Source organism: Streptomyces chiangmaiensis, from assembly GCF_036281785.1.
Classification (GTDB): Bacteria; Actinomycetota; Actinomycetes; order Streptomycetales; family Streptomycetaceae; genus Streptomyces; species Streptomyces chiangmaiensis.
This window is the reverse complement of record NZ_JAYWVC010000007.1, coordinates 90,264-107,815: the sequence shown is the minus strand read 5'-3', so window position 1 is coordinate 107,815 and position 17,552 is coordinate 90,264. Positions and strand designations below refer to the sequence as shown.

The following is a 17,552-nucleotide window of genomic DNA, read 5'->3' as shown; positions in this document are numbered from 1 at the left end:
TGTCCCGTTGTCACCGGGAGCGGTGGCGTGCGCGGCCGGCGCGAGCAACAGGGCGGCCGAAACGCCGGCGGTCAGCGCGCCGGCGCGGATGAGGGTACGCATGGGGTAGGTCCATCTTCGAGATACCGACGGGAAGATGTGGAGGGGGCGGCTCAGCATGCGGCCCACCCCGGCGAAAGGTCAATCACGAACGCACAACGAAGGGCCCGCAACAGACAGGGAGGCGGGCCGGACACCCTCAGAGCATCACAAAAGCAGCGGTCAGCAGAGCAATCCCCGCCCCCGCCAGCACCCAGGACACACGCGCCAGCCGCAGCCCGCCCGCCACCACGACCGAGGCCAGCAACAGCGCCCCACCCAGCGGAACCCAGGCATACAGGACCCCGGCCGGACCCGAGCGGACGACGTCGTCCGAGTCCGACTTCACGACCACCGTGTACGTCTGCCCCCGCTTCACCGCGACCGTCTTGTCGATCACGACGCTCGCGCGCGCCCTCGCCCCGGCCGACAACGGCGTGAACGGACCACTGCACGTGTCCGCACCGCACCGCGTCACCTCGATCGTGCCGCGCTCACGGCCCTTGGTCAGCATCACGTACTGCGCGGTGTCCCAGGAACCCCAGACGCCGGCGATCACGATCAGTACGGCGACCGTACCCATGGCCGCGAGCCGCCCGAACCGCAGCATGGCGACCGCACCCTGAGAGGAGGAGACGGCAGAAGGCATGGCCGCGATCCTTGGCCATGGCCTTGAGCCCGGTCAACTCCTGCCGGGTCACCGGGGCGACAAGTCCCGAGTTGTGCCCACGAATCGACGCCACGCACCCGGCGCAGCAGCCACCCCCGGCGCGCCCTCAGGAGTTGTACGTGCTCTGCGCCCGCTCCAGCCCCTCGATCACCAGACACTCCACCGCGTCCGCCGCGCGGTCCACGAAGTAGTCCAGCTCCTTGCGCTCCGCCGACGAGAAGTCCTTCAACACAAAGTCCGCGACCTGCATCCGCCCCGGAGGACGCCCGATCCCGAACCGCACCCGGTGATAGTCCGCACCCATCGCCTTCGTGAGCGACTTCAGCCCGTTGTGACCGTTGTCCCCGCCACCCAGCTTCAGCCGCAGGGTGCCGTAGTCGATGTCCAGCTCGTCGTGCACGGCCACGATGTTCGCCACCGGCACCTGGTAGAAATCCCGCAGAGCGTTCACCGGTCCGCCCGACAGGTTCATGTACGACATGGGCTTCGCAAGGATCACCCGACGGTTCGCGGGACCCGGCGGACCGATCCGCCCCTCCACGACCTGCGCCTGAGTCTTGCCCGCCCGCTTGAACTTCCCGCCGATCCGCCCGGCCAGCAGATCGGCCACCATGAACCCCACGTTGTGCCGGTTCATGGCGTACTCGGAACCGGGATTGCCGAGGCCCACGACGAGCCAGGGGGCGTTTGCCGGGGTGGTCACGTCCATGTCTCCTTGATACGCGCCAGCCGCTGCCCCTCACGGGAACAGCGGCTGACAAAACGACGACGGTGCGGATCAGGCCTCGGCGGAAGCCTCTTCGCCCTCGGTCTCCGCGCCCTCCCGGGCCTCCTCCGCCTGCGCGGCCAGGACCTGCAGCACCACAGCGTCCTCGTCGACCGCCAGGGTCACACCCGACGGCAGAACGATGTCCTTGGCGTGGATCGACGTGCCGGCCTCCAGACCCTCGACCGAAACGGTCACCGCCTCGGGGATGTGGGTGGCCTCGGCCTCCACCGGCAGCGCGGCCAGCACGTGCTCCAGCAGGTTGCCACCCGGGGCCAGCTCACCCTCGGCGTGGACCGGAACCTCGACCGTGACCTTCTCGCCACGCTTGACCAGCAGCAGGTCCACGTGCTCGAGGAAGCCCTTCAGCGGGTCACGCTGCACGGCCTTCGGAATCGCCAGCTCGTTGGTCTTGCCGTCGATGTCCAGGGAGATCAGAACGTTCGGCGTACGCAGCGCCAGCAGCAGGTCGTGGCCCGGGAGGGTCAGGTGCAGCGGATCCGAACCGTGCCCGTACAGAACACCCGGAACCTTGCTGTCACGACGGATACGACGCGCGGCACCCTTGCCGAACTCGGTGCGCGTCTCGGCGGCGATCTTCACCTCGGACATGATCACTCCTCGTAGGAAGCAGAAACGGACGGGTCACCCGGCCACGAACGGCCTGCTACGAAGAGCGCGTCGATAACGGACCGCCGTACCTCATGAGTACGGCCTCCCTCGCCGAGCAACTGCAGCAGTCTACTCGGGGCGGGAGGCCACACCCAAAACGATCTCTACCGGCCCGGCCGGAACACCGTCACTACTCGTCGAACAGGCTCGTCACCGAACCGTCCTCGAACACCTCACGCACCGCACTCGCGATCGTCGGCGCGATCGACAACACCGTGATCTTGTCCAGATCCAGTTCACCCGGCGTCGGCAGCGTGTCCGTGAACACGAACTCACTCACCTTCGAGTTCTTCAGCCGGTCGGCCGCCGGACCCGACAGCACACCATGCGTCGCCGTCACGATGACGTCCTCCGCACCGTGCGCGAACAGCGCGTCCGCAGCCCCACAGATCGTGCCACCCGTGTCGATCATGTCGTCGACCAGGACGCACACCCGGCCCTTCACCTCACCCACGACCTCGTGCACGGTGACCTGGTTCGCGACGTCCTTGTCACGGCGCTTGTGCACGATCGCCAGCGGCGCACCCAGACGGTCGCACCAACGGTCCGCCACCCGCACACGACCCGCGTCCGGGGACACCACCGTCAGCTTGTCACGGTCCACCTTCGCGCCCACGTAGTCCGCCAGCAGCGGCAGCGCGAACAGATGGTCCACCGGACCGTCGAAGAAGCCCTGGATCTGGTCCGTGTGCAGGTCCACCGTCAGGATGCGGTCCGCGCCCGCCGTCTTCATCAGGTCCGCGATCAGACGCGCCGAAATCGGTTCACGTCCACGGTGCTTCTTGTCCTGCCGCGCGTAACCATAGAAGGGCACGATCACTGTGATGGAACGCGCCGACGCCCGCTTCAGGGCGTCGATCATGATCAGCTGCTCCATGATCCACTTGTTGATCGGAGCCGTGTGGCTCTGGATCAGGAAGCAGTCGGCACCACGCGCCGACTCCTCGTAGCGGACGTAGATCTCGCCGTTGGCGAAGTCGAAGGCCTTCGTCGGTACGACCCCGACTTCCAGCTGGCGGGCGACCTCCTCGGCAAGCTCGGGGTGGGCGCGGCCGGAGAAGAACATCAACTTCTTCTGGCCGGTCGTCTTGATCCCGGTCACAGCACTGTCTCCTCAGAGGTGTTCCCAGCTCGGTACCGACAGACCGCCGCGGCAGCAAGCGACGGCCGTCTCAGCTGGTGGGGTGCGGGTGTGTGCACCTATCACGGTACGCCGTGTCAGACGCACCTGTTTCCGGTCAGCCTTCGCCTTCCGTCTCCCGGGCAGCCGCCTCGGCCGCCTTCGCAGCCGCGCTCCCCGGACGCTTACGAGCCACCCAGCCCTCGATATTCCGCTGCTGACCACGGGCCACGGCCAGCGAACCGGGCGGCACATCCTTCGTGATCACAGAGCCCGCGGCGGTGTAAGCACCGTCCCCGACCGTGACAGGAGCCACAAACATGTTGTCCGAACCAGTACGGCAGTGCGACCCCACCGTCGTGTGGTGCTTGTCCTGCCCGTCGTAGTTCACGAAGACGCTCGCCGCGCCGATGTTCGTGTACTCGCCGATCGTCGCGTCACCCACGTACGACAGATGCGGCACCTTCGTACCCTCACCGATGGAGGCGTTCTTCGTCTCCACATACGTGCCGACCTTCGACTTCAGACCGAGCCGCGTGCCCGGACGGAGATAGGCGTACGGGCCGACGGAGGCCTGCGGCCCCACGACCGCCCCGTCGGACACGGTGTTGTCCACCCGTGCCCCCGAACCCACCGAGGTGTCCTTGAGCCGCGAATTGGGGCCGACCTCGGCACCCTGCCCGACATGCGTCGAGCCGAGCAACTGCGTCCCCGGCTGCACGACCGCGTCCTGCTCGAACGTCACCGTCACATCGATCCAGGTCGTCGCCGGATCCACGATCGTCACCCCGGCCAGCATCGCGTCGGTCAGCAACCGGTCGTTCAGGACGTGGCGGGCCTCCGCCAGCTGCACCCGGTTGTTGATGCCCGCGATCTCACGGTGATCGCCGGCCACGGAGGCCCCCACGCGATGCCCGGCCTCACGCAGGATCCCGAGGACATCGGTGAGGTACTCCTCACCCTGGCTGTTGTCCGTCCGGACCTTCCCGAGCGCGTCGGCGAGCAGCTGCCCGTCGAAGGCGAACACGCCGGAGTTGATCTCCTTGACCGCCCGCTCGGCCTCGCTCGCGTCCTTGTGCTCCACGATCGCGGTGACGGCACCGGTGCCGTTGTCGCGGACGATACGGCCGTAGCCGGTGGCGTCGGGCACCTCGGCGGTCAGCACGGTGACGGCGTTGCCGTCCTGCTGATGCGTGCCGGCGAGCCGCTGGAGCGTTTCGCCCGTCAGCAGCGGAGTGTCGCCGCACACCACGACGACGGTCCCGTCGACGGACCCGCCCAGCTCCTCCAGAGCCATCCGGACGGCGTGCCCCGTCCCGTTCTGCTCGGCCTGGACCGCGGTCCTCACGTCCGGGTCGATCCCGGTGAGATGCGCGGTGACCTGCTCACGGGCGTGGCCCACGACGACGACGAGGTTCTCGGGCTTCAACTCGCGCGCGGCGGCGAGTACATGCCCGACGAGGGAGCGACCACAGATCTCGTGCAGAACCTTGGGTGTGGCCGACTTCATACGGGTGCCCTCACCCGCTGCGAGAACAACGACGGCGGCCGGGCGGTTGGCGCTCACGGAGATGCCCTTCGGCTTCATGGGTGTGGTGGACAACCGCAGGATACCGGGGTGTTTTCGGTGCGACATGAGAGCGGGCCCTGACGGTGCTGTCAGGGCCCGGGTGCGAGCAGCTCCCCCATCAGGATTCGAACCTGAACTTAAGGGACCAAAACCCTCAGTGCTGCCTGATTACACCATGGGGGATGAAACTCGACTGAACCGGACATTCGGTTAGATCGCCGAGTTGGCACCCAACACTATGCCGTACCAAGACCCCTCGATGCGACGGTACAAGTCGGCTCCCTTGAGGACTTTGATCACCAGGCACCCTCGGTAGGACTCGCCGACGTTCTTGCGAACCGTCTTGGGGTTGTGCTTCTTGAGGATGGTCTTGTTGAACGCGGACCTGTTCGCGCCTACGAGGTCGGCCCAGTACCGCTCGGCGCCTGGTACGTCGGCGTACTCGTGGATCATCACGGTGTACCGCAGTCGCTCGCGCTCGACTCCGATGAGGTCCAGCCAGGCGAGAAAAACTTCGATCATGCCAGGGTCGCTGTTGACGAATGTGACGTTCTCGCGCCGGTCGTAGGGCTTGTCCTTGCCGCCCTCGGCCCAGTAGAGGCTCACGCCCACCAGAAAGAGCTCGCGGGCCGAGAGGCCGCCGACCGCCTGCTTGGCCGCTTCCTTCGCCCTTTGTCGTTCCTCGTCGCGGATACGGAGCCGCTCCTCCCAGCCCCGACTGGCGATTGCCGCGGCTTCCTCCCGGCTGCGTTTGCGCTCCGGTTTCGGAAGATCCCGCACCCACAGCGAAACCGAGCTCCTCGAGCACCCCAGCTCCACCTCGATCTGGTCGTACGTCCAGCCCTGGAGCCGCAGCTGCCGTGCCCTCTCCTTCAGGTCGTCCTTCGCTCGTGGGCGCTTCGTCCACTCCGGGGGCGGCTCTCCCTTCACCAGTTGGTTGAGGATGTCGTTGTTGAACACCTTCAACTCGTCCCGGATCTGTCGAAGGCTGAGGCCCGAGCGTCGCAAAGCCACTGCCCGCTCCCTCAGCCCCTCGAAGTCCGCGTATTTGCCGTGTGCGTGTGCCATGGGCATACCGTCCGGGCGGAATGTGGGCGTCCGGGGTCGAACACTGTGTGATTCAGCAGTTCGAGGGATTCTGGTGGGTTTCGCTTCTGTTCGATTACGGAGGGTGGTGTGACGTAGCCATGGAAACTCGCCGGAAAACCCCCGCCCCGCGCCCGTAGGCTGGAGGCATGACCACGACGGGGGAAGTCCACGAGGGGGCCGCGACAGGGCCCTGGTGGTGGGCGCGGTGGCGTAGTGCGGTGCTCGACATCTCTCTCGCGGCGGTGTCCGCGGTGGAGTGTGCGCTGGAGGGCATCCAGTTCTCGAGGGATGCCGGGCTGCCCGTTCCGGTCGGGACGGCATTCGGGCTGTTCGCCGGGGTCACGTTGCTGTTGCGACGGAAGTGGCCCCTGGCCGTGGTGCTCGTGTCGATCGCGATCACGCCGGCTCAGATGGGGTTCCTGCTGGGCCTTGTCGGGCTGTACACGCTGGCCGCGTCGGAGTTGCCGCGGCGGATCATCGGCGCGCTCGCGGGGATGTCGTTCGTCGGGATGTTCATCGTCACGTATGTGCGGGCGCATCAGGGGATGGTTCGGGGGGATCTGTCGATCGCGGGCGGGTTCATTCCGTTCCTGTCGGTCACGACCGCGCTGGGGATGACGGCTCCTCCCGTGCTGCTCGGGATGTATGTCGGTGCCCGGCGGCGCCTGATGGAGAGCCTGCGGGAGCGGGCGGACTCGTTGGAGCGGGAGTTGATGCTGCTCGCGGAGCGGGCGGAGGAGCGGGCCGAGTGGGCGCGGAACGAGGAGCGGACGCGGATCGCTCGGGAGATGCATGACGTCGTCGCGCATCGGGTGAGTCTGATGGTCGTGCATGCGGCGGCGTTGCAGGCGGTCGCGCGGAAGGATCCGGAGAAGGCCGTCAGGAATGCCGCTCTGGTCGGGGACATGGGGCGGCAGGCGCTGACGGAGTTGCGCGAGATGCTCGGTGTGCTGCGGACGGGGGAGGGGCTTGCGGGGCGGTCGGCTCAGGGTGATGTGCCGCTTGCCGCTGTCGGGGCGGCGGCGGCCGCGGCGGCGTCCCGGGCGGTCGGTGATTTTTCCGAGGGTCCGTGTCTGGCGGAGCTGGAGGAGTTGATCGGGCAGTCGGCGGCGGCCGGGATGGTTGTGCATCTGTCGGTGGAGGGCGAGGTGCGTATGTATGCGCGCGAGGTCGAGCAGACCGCGTATCGCGTGGTGCAGGAGGCGCTGACCAACGTGCACAAGCACGCGGCGGGGGCGAAGACGCATGTGCGGCTGGCGCACCGCTCGGCGGAGATCGCGATGCAGGTGGAGAACGAGCCGCCGTCGGAGCCGGGTTCGGCCGAATCGGCCCGTCTGCCGAGTGGGGGCAATGGCCTGATCGGGATGAAGGAGCGGGTCAGCGCGTTGGGTGGGGTTTTTGTGTCGGGGCCGACGGATGCCGGTGGGTTCCGGGTGTCGGCGGTCATTCCGGCACAGGTGGCATGAGGGGGCCTCGGGTGCCGTCGGTCTTCGTCGTGCCGTGGCCTGCCTCGGTGTCCCTGGCTGTCAGCCGGGGGTGAGGTGTACGGGTGCGATTCCGGCGAGCAGGGTCGTGAGGCCGTGGTCGATGTCGGGGCCGAGGTACCAGTCGCCCGTGTGGTCGAGGGCGTAGATGCGGCCTTCGGTGTCGATGGCGAGGATGGCGCGGCTGTCGGTCTCCTCGCCGAGGGGGCAGACCTCGGTGTCGAGGGCCCGGCCGAGGTCGCCGAGGGTGCGGGCCATGTGCAGGCCGTGCAGGGGGTCGAGGTGGATGGCGGCGGGGGCGAGTTGGCGGCCTGGTCCTTGTGCGCTGATGTGCAGGCCGCCGAACTCCGCCCATGCTTCGACGGCCGCGGGGAAGACCGCGTGCCGGTGGCCTGCGGGGGAGGCGTGGCTGCGGAGGGTGTCCGCCCAGACTTCCGCATGCTTTATGTCCCAGCGGCCGGGTTGCCAGCCCGCGGCGCGCAGTGCGGCGTCCACGGGTACGGAGAAGCGGGTGGTGGAGCGGTCGGTGTGCATCTGCCCTTCGTTCGTCGAGTTCCAAGGTGCGGCGCGGGCGCCGTCGTGCGGTGGGGGGTGGTCCTGCGCCCTGGGGTCACTCCTGCGTCGTGGGGTCGACGATGCGTACGCCGAGATGGTCGCTGAGTGCGGTGCAGGCGCGGCAGGGTGCGGCGAAGCTCCCGTGCAGGGGGTCGCCGTCCTCGCGGATGCGGCGGGCGGTGAGTTTGGCCTGTTTGAGGGCCTTGCGGGCTTCGCCGTTGGTCATGGGTTTGCGTGCGGCGCGTTTGCTGCGTGCGGCGTCGACGGTGGCGATGTGCCGGGAGATGAGGATCGTTTCGGCGCATCGTCCGGTGTAGCGGTCGCGCTGGCCGCTGGTGAGGGTGTCGAGGAAGTCCTGGACGAGTGGGTGCAGGGCGGGCGGCTGGTCGCCGCGGGCGGCGGTGCCGGTGAGGGTGGCGCCGCGGACGGAGAGGGCGGCGGCGACGGTGGGGAGTATGCCGTCGCGGCGGTGGTGGAGGGTGGGGGCGGCCTCGCTGGTGCTCCAGTCGACGCGTGGGTCTCCCGACGTGCCCGTTTGTGTTGCGTTCATGATCGTCTTCCCCTCCAAGTGCATCCCCCCTGGGAGGAAACAGACTGCCAAATGCCCTGGCCGGTGCGGAAGCTGGGGCGCTGCGACACGCCAGGGCTTCGGCATACGGTCACGGCGGGATGACGGCCGGTCACGGTGGCGGTGTTCCGGGCACGGTGTGTGAGCGGTGGCCCGGTGACCGGTGGCGTCGTACCGCATAGGCTGTTGACATCCGCGATCCACACTGCCGTAGAGGCCAGACAGAACGCCGCAGGGGGCAAACGTCATGACGACAGGTCGGCTCGGGCAGGGGGTACCCCAGCCTGGGGGACAAGCCGCGCCGCCGAACGCGGCTTATGCCGGACAGGTCGTGCACTTTCCGGACCCGGTGAGGGCGGCTCGTCATCCGAGAGGGGTGCGGGTCGACGAGTTCGGGTATCCCGACTTCTCGCTCTATGCCCGAGCGGCCGCGGAGATCGCGGAGCCGCCCGAGGGTTTCGGTGTGGACGAGTTGCGGCTGACGGACTATGTGTCGGCGAACGCGGCGTCGGCGGCGTCGGGTCACGCATTGTGGGACACGATCCCGGCGGTGGCGACGCCACACGGGTGGACGTGGCACCACGTTCGCGGGACGCGGCGCCTGGAGTTGATCCCGGTCGAGGTGAAGGCGCTGTTGCGGCATCACGGCGGGGTTGCGACGGCGAACGTCGATCAGAACAAGCGAGGGACGCGTCCGTTGCAGGAGACGCGGCCCGCGCATTTCGGGCTGCCGAAGTCGTCGGTGGCGGTGACGGAGCAGCAGGTGCTGGGCGTCGAGGAGGACCTCGGGTACCGGCTTCCGGGCGCGTACCGGTCGTTTCTGAAGGCGGCGGGTGGTTCGGCGCCGGTGGGGGTGGCGCTCGACGCGGAGTTGGGGCTGCTGATGGATCAGCCGTTCTTCACCGTGCGCGATGAGGCGGCTGTCAACGACCTTGTGTATGTGAACAAGTGTCTGCGCGATCATCTGACGAAGGACTACCTGGGTGTCGGGTTCGTGCAGGGTGGTCTGCTGGCCGTGAAGGTGAGGGGTGACCGGGTCGGTTCGGTCTGGTTCTGCGCCTATGACGACGCTCGTGACGTGGATGCGTCGTGGCCGCCGGCCCAACGTGTGCAGCGGTTGCTGCTGCCGTGCGGTGACGACTTCGACGGGTTCCTGTCGCGGCTCGCGGGCAGTCCCCCGGAGTTGGAGACGGTGGCGAACCTGATGGTGGACGGTGGGTTCGCGCGCGCCGTGCCTGTGTCGTCGGTGGGGGAGTGAGTCGAAGCGATGGTGACGTTCGCTCAGGCGCAGGAGCGCGCGGAGGAGTGGATCAACGGCGATGTGCCGTCGTACCAGCATCGTGAGGTGCGGGTGCGGGAGTTCGAGCTCGGGTTTGTGGTGTGGGCGGAGGACCGGGCCGAGGGGCCGCGGTCGGACGGTGGCTCGCAGCGGCTCGTGATCGCCCGTGACAGCGGTGAGGCGACGCTGTGGCCGGCGATCGCCGTGGGTGAGGTGATCCGCCGGTACGAGGAGGAGTACGGGGCGGTGGACGCGGCGGCGCAGCAGGCGCCGGCACCGGCGGCCCGGGTGGATCTGAATCAGACGTCGTTCCTGTTGAGCCCGCCCGAGTGGCTCCAGGAGGCGGCGGACAGGATGGGTATCCCGGACCGCCGCCGCGGTGGCGGTTCGTCGTCCCGGGTGTCGGACGGCGCGGGTTCGCGTCCGGTCGCGGCCGCCGGTGCCCAGGGCGATGCGGCTGCTGCGGCCCCCTCGGGCACGCCGTGGCCCGTCGCCGGAAGCGGGGACGAGGAGCCGCAGGACGCGAAGCCGGGTGCGCCGGCGGGGGCGACGCCGTGGGCGGGTACGGACACCAACGCCGAGGCGGGCGAGGATCGTTCGGTTCCGCTGCCGGCGACGGTGTTCGCGCCGCCGTTGGGGGACGCCGACGACGGCGGTACGCCGCCGCCCGCGTCCGTCGCGGATGCGCAGACCACGCTGATGGCGGGCGGCAGCCAGCTGCCGCGCACGGCGGTGTCTCCGGCGGTGGAGGAGCCGGGGGCGGGCGCCGCGTCTGCGGGCGCTCCCTCGTACGCCTATCCGCAGGGTCCGGGCGGTGCGCAGGGTCCGGGTGGTCCCGGTGCGCCGGCGTACGGCTATCCGCAGGGTCCCGGTGGTGCGCCGGGTGTGCCTGTGCCGGGTGTGCCGCAGGCGCCCGGGGTGCCCAATCCGCCTCGAGCTCCCGCGGGTTCGGCGGTGCCGGGCCGGCGGCTCGCACCGAACGCCGAGGACATCGCCGACGCCGCGACCAGCAAAGCGGCGCCACCGCGGGCGGCGCGAGCCGGGGGTGCGCCCCCTCCGCCGGGTGAGCCCGGCATTCCGGGGGCGCGGCCGGGCGCCACGCCGCCGCCTCCGCCGCCGGGTCCCGCGGCGGGCGGCTATGTGCCCACCCAGCTGGGGTCGCAGCTCGGCCCGGACGGGCCGCGGGACGCCGCGGGCATCGGTGCGCCTCCACCGGGTGCGTCGCAGCCGCCGGGTGCGCCGGGTGCGCGGCCGGGCGCTCCGGGCGCCCCTACCCCTCTGGGTGCCCCCATCCCTCCGGGAACTGCGCAGGCTCCGGCTGCGCCGAACACGCCGGGCGGTACGCCTCCGGGCGGTGTGCACCACGAGGCGACGATGCTCGCCGGTCCGGCCACGACCGGCCCGGGTGCGTCGCAGCCACCGGGTGCCCCTGGCGCTCCGGGGATGCCTCCGGGTGCCCCTGCCGCTCCCGGTGCGCCTGGTGCCGTGCACCATGCCGAGACCGTGCTGTCCGGGCCGCCGGCCGGTGGTCCGGGTGCGCCTCCCCCGCCGCCCGCGGTTGGCCCGGGAGCGCCTCCTCCGCCGCCGGTTGGTCCCGGTGCGCCTCCGCCGCCGCCCCCGGGTGCTCCGGGGATGCCGCCGGGGGTTCCGCAACCGCTGCCAGGACAGCAGCCGGCGTACGGGTATCCGCCCTCCGGACTGCCGACGGTGGGTCCCGGCTATCAGGCCGTGCTGCGCTATCGCGCACAGGACGGCTCCGAGCAGCAGCTGATCCGGCGTTCGGCGCCGGGCACCCCGCACCCGGAATGGCAGATCTTCCACGAGCTGCGGGCGATGAACGTCCCGCCGGACCAGGTGCTGGAGCTGCACACGGAGCTGGAGTCGTGTGAGCTGCCGGGCGCCTACTGTGCCCGGATGATCCGGGAGAACTGGCCGCAGGCGCGGATCACCAGCATCGCCCCGTACGGCACGGACCATGCCTCGCGTCAGCAGGGCATGCAGCAACTGCTCGCGCACCAGGGTGAGTTGCATCAGGTGGCGGACGGTCCTGCGCGTCCGGGTCCGGTGCGTGCGCCGCTGCCGCCGGTGCAGCCCGCGCCGCCGATCCCGCCGGAGGGCATTGCGCAGGAGCTGGCGGGCGCCTTCGGGCCCGGGATCTTCCGGTTCGACCACGCCGCGGTCTCCCGGCAGGGCGTGCCTCCGATCGTGTCGCACACGCTGGTGGTGGCCGGACTGCCGCTCGACATGGGCCCGTTCTTCTGGGCGCAGGCCCAGCCGGGCCGTCCGGTGCCGACGCTGGCCGAACTGGCGCAGGAGCGCGGGGTGCAGCCTGCCCCGGACGCGAGCTCGTACCTGGTCATGGGCAGCGACTTCGGCAAGGCGATCTGTGTGCAGTACGGCACGGCGAACATCGTCGCGGTGCCGGTGGAGGGGGGTGCCCCCGTTCCGCCGCAGTTCGTGAACACGGGCCTGCCGGAGTTCGTGCGCTGCCTTGCGCTGCTCGGCCGGATGTGGCGCCTGAGGTTCGGGCTGAACCAGGAGCAGGCGGGCCGCTGGACCGTCGACTTCCAGGCCCAACTCGCCTCCCTGGACGCGGCGGCGCTCGGTTCGCCGGAGAGCTGGTGGTCGGTGCTGCTGGAACAGATGTGGGACGGGCTGCTGTGATCTGCGTCTGACATCAAGTCAAGGGCTGGGCCCGGTCGTACATACGACCGGGCCCAGCCCCTTTTTCAGGTGATCTTCAACGCTGTCCGTTGCTTACATGTGGAGTGTCGCGTTATGAACACTTCTGTCTGATCCATCAAGATGTGCGCAAAATCATCGGCTCCTGTGGGTCAGGCGGAGAGGGGTTCCATGAGCAGCGCAGCGGGGTCGCCGCACGGCTTCGTGTCCGTGCGGCGGGGTTACCGTCCCGATCAGGTCGACGCGTACACCGCGGCCCTCTCGCAGGACCGGGACGCGGCCTGGGAGCGGGCCGCCCGGCTCACCGTGCTGGCCAGGGAGATGGAGGTGGACCTGGTGCGGCTGCGTGAGACGGTGGCGCAGCTGGACCCGCAGACGTACGAGGCCCTCGGTGACCGGGCCCGGCGGCTGTTCGACATGGCGCAGGAGGAGGCCGTCGCCCTGCGGGAGGACGCGCTGCGGGAGGCGCGGGACATGGCCGCCGAGGCGGAGGAGGCCGCCGCGCAGCTGCGGGAGGCCGCGAAGGCCGACGCCGACGAGGTGCGCGCCGAGGCCGAGGAGCGGGTCCGCACCCGGCTGCTGGCGGCCCGGGCCGAGGCCGACGACGTGCGGATCCTGGCGCGACGCGAGGTCAAGGAGGGGCGCGGGGAGGCGTTGGCCGCACTGCGTGAGGTGCGGCAGCGCACCGAGACGCTGCTCGCCGAGCAGGAGCGGGAGCACGCCGAGCGATGGGAGGGCGAGGAGCGCGCGGCGGCCGCGCGGGCCGCCGCGCTGGACGCGGCGGAGGCGGAACGGGTGGCGCGCGTGGAGGCCGCTCTGTCGCAGGCGAAGCAGGCGTTCGCCGAGGCCGAGGAGTCGGCGCGGCGGATCCAGCGGGACGCCAAGGCGCGCGCCGCCGAGGTGATCGCCGATGCGCGTCTGCGGGAGGAGCGCATCGCCCGGGAGACGGAACGGGTGCTGCGCGAGCACGGCGAGCAATGGGACTGCGTTCAGGCCCAGATGGACCATGTGCGCAACAGCCTCGCCATGCTGACGGGCCGGGCCGCCGCGGAGTAGGCCCGGTCCCGGGCGCCTTGTCCTCAGCCGCTCCTTCGCACCACCCCCGCCAGGATCCACCCCTCCACGGCCTCGTACTGCCGGCGCTGCTCCGCGGCCTGGCGGCGACCGGAGGCGATCGTGCCCAGCCAGCCGCAGGCGAAGCCCAGCGGGATGGAGACCACACCGGTGGTGGTGAACGGGAACCAGTTGAAGTCGGCATCCGGGAAGGCGGCGGCGGGCGAGCCCGAGACCAGGTTGGTGCCGGTCATCAGGACCACCACGGTCACGGTGCCGCCGATCAGCGTCCACAGCAGGCCGGTTCGGGTGTAACGGCGCCAGAAGAGGGTGTACACGAGTGCCGGTGCGATCGCGGACGCACCGATGCAGAACGAGAGCGTCACCAGCGGCTGAAGGCTGAGATGCTGGACGAGGGTGGCCAGCAGGATCGCCACGGCGCCCACCGCCAGCGCCGACAGGCGTGCCACGGTCATCTCACGACGCGGCGTCAGATCCCGTACATGGGAGGCGAACACGTCGTGGGCGAGGGAGTTGGCGCAGGCGAGGATCATTCCGGCCACGGACGCCAGCAGGGTGAGGAAGATCGCCGTGGTCACGGCGGTGAACAGCAGTGTCGCCGAGGTCGACAGCTCCGGCCCGAACGCCGCCCGGGAGCCCAGCAGATAGGCCGTGCGGCCCTGCGGATCGGCGGCCGCGATGGTGTCGCGCCCGATCAGGGCCGTCGCGCCGAAACCGACGACGGTGATGACGGGAACGAACAGGGTGACCGACGGCACCGCCCAGGACAGCGAGCGGCGCACCTGCCGGGCGCTGTTGGCCGTGTACATCCGCATGGTGATGTGCGGGAGGCAGGCGCCGCCGAGCACCACCGTCAGCTCGGAGCTGATCATGTCCAGATGGGGGGCCGGGCCGCCCGCGAACTGCAGGCCCGAGTGCAGGAAGGCGGGACCGACCCCGCTGTTCTGCGCGGCCGCTGTGAACAACGCGCCGGGGTCCCAGTCGAAGCGGTGCAGGATCAGCGCGGCGACGATCGCGCCGGAGCCGAGCAGCATCACGATCTTCAGGATCTGGATGAGGGCGGTGCCCTTCATGCCGCCGATCGCCGCGTAGCTGATCATCAGGGTGCCGAGGCCGATGATGCAGCCCGTCTTCACCGAGTTGTCGGAGAAGCCGAGGATGAAGGCCAGCAGGTCGCCGGCCCCGGCGAGTTGGACGAGCATCATCGGCAGCAGCGCGGCGAGGGTCACGATGCACGCGGTCATGCGGACCGCCCGCCCGGGCATGCGCCGTGCCAGGGCGTCGCCCATGGTGAAACGGCCGGCGTTGCGCAGGGGTTCGGCCAGCAGGAACATCAGCAACATCAGCGACAGGACCGTGCTCAGCGCGAGGACGACACCGTCGTACCCGGTGAGCGCGATGATCCCGCTGGTGCTGAGCACGGTGGCGGCGGAGATGTAGTCCCCGGCGATGGCGAGGCCGTTGCTCATCGGGGACAGGGAGCTGTAGCCGGTGTAGAACTCGTCGAGGTCGTCCCGGTCGGGCCCGGTCATCACACACAGCAGGAGCGTGATGGTGGCGACGGTGGTGAACGCCACGAGCGACATGGTCTGCGCCGAACTGCTGAATCCGGTGAGCCCGTCGACTGCGCCGGCCGCGGTCATCGCGTGGCCTCCCGCCTGGCGTCCAGCGCGGCCTGTCTGCGGATGCGGTCGGCGATCGGGTCGACGGTGTGGCGGGCTGTGTACTCGTACAGCGCGATCGCCAGGCAGGTGACCGGGACCTGGAGCAGGCCCAGCAGCAGGCCCATGGTGAGCCCGCCGGAGACCTGGCTCGTCATGAAGGACGGCGCGAACGCCGACAGGACCAGGAAGAGCGTGAAGTAGCCCAGCGCCGTGAGGGTGGCCACACGCCGCTGCCAGCGGTAGGCGGTGCGCAGGACGCGCAGGTCGCTGTGGCGGCCGAGCGGCCGGTGACGTGGCAGCCGCCTTCGAGCCGGTCCGGCGGGCGGCGGTTGCCAGGGGTAGGTGGCGTGTGACGGGGACGAGTGGTGCGGCGGTGTGTACTCGGCGGACGAGTGCGGCGACAGAAAGGCGTCGGACATCCCGTTTCTCCTTGCCGGCTCGGGTCCGTGGCGGCGGACCGCAGGGAGCGGGGGGCGGCGACGCATGTTACTCGCGCGTACGGGGCAGTGGGGGTTTTTCGCCAAACTGAGCGGTCGGTATGCGCTTACTTCATCGACCTGTGTTGTTACCCGCGTTTACTTCAATCCTGAACGTCCCTCGGGCCGGTGGCGGCCGGTTCCCGTGCGGCGGCGCAGCACCGGGCCCGGGACAGGCCGTGGGCGGACAGGCGACGCCACGCCGGGTCAGTCATCGAGCACCGGGAAGCGGCGCGGTGCCAGCAGGAGCAGGACCACGAAGGCGAGCGCCGCGGCGCAGGACGCGCCCAGGTAGACCGCGTGGACAGCGGACGCGATCGCCCGGCGGGTCGCCTCGGGCACGGAGCCCTCGTCCAGGGCCCGCGTCACCACGTCCAGGTCGCCCGCGCCGCCCAGCCGGGAGGCCAGGACGCCGTTGGCGATCGCGCCGAACACCGACGCCCCCAGGGTCTGGCCCGTCTGACGGCAGAACAGGACCGACGCTGTCGTCGTACCGCGCTCCGACCAGCCGACCGTCGACTGCACGCCCACGATCAGCGGGAGCTGGAACAGGCCCAGCGCACCGCCCAGCAGCAGCATCAGCAGGGTGGGCTGCCAGGGGGAGCCGGGGTACGGCAGGAAGGGGAAGGCCAGCAGGATCAGGGCCGCGAGCCCGATGCCCAGCAGCGCCGTGTCCCGGAAGCCGATGCGCCGGTACACATGCTGGCTGAGCGCCGCCGACACCGGCCAGCTGAGCGTCCATACGGACAGGACGAAACCGGCCGCGGCCGGGGCGAGGCCGAGAACCGCCTGGGCGTACGTCGGCAGGAAGACCGACGGGGCCACCATCAGCAGCCCCAGGGCGCCGAGCGCCAGGTTGACCGCGGCGATCGTACGGCGCCGCCACACCCAGCCGGGGATGATCGGCTCCGCCGCCCGGCGTTCCACCGCCACCACGACCGCGAGCAGCGCGAGTCCGGTGCCGAACAACGCCAGCGACGGTGCCGACAGCCAGGGCCAGGCCACCCCGCCCTGCACCAGCGCCGTCAGCAGGACGCCCCCGCAGGCGAACACCGCGAGCGCCCCGGCCCAGTCGATACGGGGACGCGGGCCCGGCTCCCGGTGCGGCTCGTGCAGATGGCGGACGATCAGCCACAGCGCGACCGCCCCGATCGGCAGATTGATGAGGAAGATCCACCGCCAGTCGGCGTACGCGGCGAACACTCCGCCGAGCGCCGGGCCCGCGACCGCGGACACCGCCCACACGGTGGACAGCTTGGACTGGATCTTCGGGCGCTCCCTGAGCGGGTACAGATCGGCGGCGAGCGTCTGCACCGTGCCCTGGAGCGCGCCGCCGCCCAGACCCTGCACGATGCGGAACGCGATCAGCGCACCCATGTTCCAGGCGACCGCGCACAGCAGCGAGCCCAGCAGGAAGACGACCGCGCCCGCGACCAGCACCGGCTTGCGGCCCACGGTGTCCGAGAGCTTGCCGTAGACGGGCAGCGTCACCGTCACGGCCAGCAGATAGCCCGAGAACAGCCACGAAAAGACGGAGAAGCCGCCGAGGTCGCCGACGATCTGCGGCACGGCGGTCGACACGATCGTCGAGTCGAGCGCGGCCAGGGCCATCGCGAGCATCAGAGCGGCGACGACGGCGCCGCGCCGCGCGGATCCGGTGTGCTGTGCGGCTTCGCGGGTCGTAGGTCTCGTACCGCCCACCGGATGTCCTCCGCTTCACTTGTCCGCCGCACGCAAGTTTCTCACCGACCCGGACCCGGCGGTAAGGCCGACTCCGACGGGGTGCGAAGGGTGACCCTCACGCC

The 17,552-nt window shown here is 70.2% G+C and carries 15 protein-coding genes; 4 read left to right on the top strand and 11 right to left on the bottom strand.

What is annotated here, in order from left to right:
• Positions 1–238 precede the first annotated feature (238 nt).
• The 6 genes from VXC91_RS04410 to VXC91_RS04385 form a co-directional block, all read right to left on the bottom strand.
• On the bottom strand, positions 239–727 hold the full coding sequence (locus VXC91_RS04410; protein WP_329505228.1) for a hypothetical protein: 489 nt from the start codon (positions 725–727) through the stop codon (positions 239–241).
• Positions 728–854: 127 nt separating this feature from the next.
• Positions 855–1,457 (bottom strand): aminoacyl-tRNA hydrolase, encoded by a 603-nt coding sequence (pth, locus tag VXC91_RS04405; RefSeq protein ID WP_329505227.1) that lies wholly within the window; start codon positions 1,455–1,457, stop codon positions 855–857.
• 69 nt (positions 1,458–1,526) lie between these two features.
• Positions 1,527–2,126, bottom strand: a complete 600-nt coding sequence (locus tag VXC91_RS04400; RefSeq protein WP_329505225.1) for a 50S ribosomal protein L25/general stress protein Ctc — start codon at positions 2,124–2,126, stop codon at positions 1,527–1,529.
• Between the two features lie 190 nt (positions 2,127–2,316).
• Positions 2,317–3,288: a ribose-phosphate diphosphokinase gene (locus VXC91_RS04395; protein WP_329505224.1), complete on the bottom strand. Its 972-nt coding sequence runs from the start codon at positions 3,286–3,288 to the stop codon at positions 2,317–2,319.
• Between the two features lie 136 nt (positions 3,289–3,424).
• Positions 3,425–4,873, bottom strand: a complete 1,449-nt coding sequence (gene glmU / locus VXC91_RS04390) for a bifunctional UDP-N-acetylglucosamine diphosphorylase/glucosamine-1-phosphate N-acetyltransferase GlmU (protein ID WP_329505235.1) — start codon at positions 4,871–4,873, stop codon at positions 3,425–3,427.
• Positions 4,874–5,086: 213 nt separating this feature from the next.
• Positions 5,087–5,944, bottom strand: coding sequence for a hypothetical protein (locus VXC91_RS04385; protein WP_329505223.1), 858 nt, complete (start codon positions 5,942–5,944; stop codon positions 5,087–5,089).
• 167 nt (positions 5,945–6,111) lie between these two features.
• Here VXC91_RS04385 and VXC91_RS04380 point away from each other — a divergent pair, with 167 nt between their 5' ends.
• Positions 6,112–7,431 (top strand): sensor histidine kinase, encoded by a 1,320-nt coding sequence (locus VXC91_RS04380; RefSeq protein ID WP_329505221.1) that lies wholly within the window; start codon positions 6,112–6,114, stop codon positions 7,429–7,431.
• A gap of 60 nt (positions 7,432–7,491) precedes the next feature.
• On the opposite strand, the gene VXC91_RS04375 is transcribed toward VXC91_RS04380, so the two are convergent.
• Positions 7,492–7,983, bottom strand: coding sequence for an SUKH-3 domain-containing protein (locus tag VXC91_RS04375; protein WP_329505219.1), 492 nt, complete (start codon positions 7,981–7,983; stop codon positions 7,492–7,494).
• A gap of 76 nt (positions 7,984–8,059) precedes the next feature.
• Positions 8,060–8,554 carry a YwqJ-related putative deaminase gene (locus tag VXC91_RS04370; RefSeq protein WP_329505218.1) on the bottom strand — a complete coding sequence of 165 codons (495 nt, stop codon included), beginning with the start codon at positions 8,552–8,554 and terminating at the stop codon, positions 8,060–8,062.
• 265 nt (positions 8,555–8,819) lie between these two features.
• Between VXC91_RS04370 and VXC91_RS04365 the strand changes: the two genes are divergently transcribed.
• From VXC91_RS04365 to VXC91_RS04355, 3 genes are all read left to right on the top strand, one after another.
• Positions 8,820–9,830 carry an SMI1/KNR4 family protein gene (locus VXC91_RS04365; protein WP_329505216.1) on the top strand — a complete coding sequence of 337 codons (1,011 nt, stop codon included), beginning with the start codon at positions 8,820–8,822 and terminating at the stop codon, positions 9,828–9,830.
• Positions 9,831–9,839: 9 nt separating this feature from the next.
• Positions 9,840–12,515 (top strand): SUKH-4 family immunity protein, encoded by a 2,676-nt coding sequence (locus VXC91_RS04360; RefSeq protein ID WP_329505215.1) that lies wholly within the window; start codon positions 9,840–9,842, stop codon positions 12,513–12,515.
• Positions 12,516–12,704: 189 nt separating this feature from the next.
• Entirely contained in the window at positions 12,705–13,589 is an 885-nt protein-coding gene (locus VXC91_RS04355; protein WP_329505214.1) for a coiled-coil domain-containing protein, read from the top strand.
• 23 nt (positions 13,590–13,612) lie between these two features.
• Here the strand turns inward: VXC91_RS04355 and VXC91_RS04350 are convergent, their stop codons facing one another.
• From VXC91_RS04350 to VXC91_RS04340, 3 genes are all read right to left on the bottom strand, one after another.
• Entirely contained in the window at positions 13,613–15,250 is a 1,638-nt protein-coding gene (locus VXC91_RS04350) for a sodium/solute symporter (RefSeq protein WP_329505213.1), read from the bottom strand.
• Positions 15,247–15,690, bottom strand: coding sequence for a DUF485 domain-containing protein (locus tag VXC91_RS04345; RefSeq protein WP_329505211.1), 444 nt, complete (start codon positions 15,688–15,690; stop codon positions 15,247–15,249). Before VXC91_RS04345 ends, VXC91_RS04350 begins: the two co-directional genes overlap by 4 nt.
• 264 nt (positions 15,691–15,954) lie before the next feature.
• Complete coding sequence (locus tag VXC91_RS04340) at positions 15,955–17,448, bottom strand: MFS transporter (protein ID WP_329505209.1); 1,494 nt, start codon at positions 17,446–17,448, stop codon at positions 15,955–15,957.
• Between the last annotated feature and the right edge of the window lie 104 nt (positions 17,449–17,552).

Excerpts from the sequence above, each read along its gene's own strand:
- VXC91_RS04410 (WP_329505228.1), bottom strand. The coding sequence starts at position 727 with ATGCCTTCTGCCGTCTCCTCCTCTCAGGGTGCGGTCGCCATGCTGCGG.
- pth (WP_329505227.1), bottom strand. The coding sequence starts at position 1,457 with ATGGACGTGACCACCCCGGCAAACGCCCCCTGGCTCGTCGTGGGCCTC.
- VXC91_RS04400 (WP_329505225.1), bottom strand. The coding sequence starts at position 2,126 with ATGTCCGAGGTGAAGATCGCCGCCGAGACGCGCACCGAGTTCGGCAAG.
- VXC91_RS04385 (WP_329505223.1), bottom strand. The coding sequence starts at position 5,944 with ATGGCACACGCACACGGCAAATACGCGGACTTCGAGGGGCTGAGGGAG.
- VXC91_RS04380 (WP_329505221.1), top strand. The coding sequence starts at position 6,112 with ATGACCACGACGGGGGAAGTCCACGAGGGGGCCGCGACAGGGCCCTGG.
- VXC91_RS04375 (WP_329505219.1), bottom strand. The coding sequence starts at position 7,983 with ATGCACACCGACCGCTCCACCACCCGCTTCTCCGTACCCGTGGACGCC.
- VXC91_RS04370 (WP_329505218.1), bottom strand. The coding sequence starts at position 8,554 with ATGAACGCAACACAAACGGGCACGTCGGGAGACCCACGCGTCGACTGG.
- VXC91_RS04365 (WP_329505216.1), top strand. The coding sequence starts at position 8,820 with ATGACGACAGGTCGGCTCGGGCAGGGGGTACCCCAGCCTGGGGGACAA.
- VXC91_RS04360 (WP_329505215.1), top strand. The coding sequence starts at position 9,840 with ATGGTGACGTTCGCTCAGGCGCAGGAGCGCGCGGAGGAGTGGATCAAC.
- VXC91_RS04355 (WP_329505214.1), top strand. The coding sequence starts at position 12,705 with ATGAGCAGCGCAGCGGGGTCGCCGCACGGCTTCGTGTCCGTGCGGCGG.
- VXC91_RS04350 (WP_329505213.1), bottom strand. The coding sequence starts at position 15,250 with ATGACCGCGGCCGGCGCAGTCGACGGGCTCACCGGATTCAGCAGTTCG.
- VXC91_RS04345 (WP_329505211.1), bottom strand. The coding sequence starts at position 15,690 with ATGTCCGACGCCTTTCTGTCGCCGCACTCGTCCGCCGAGTACACACCG.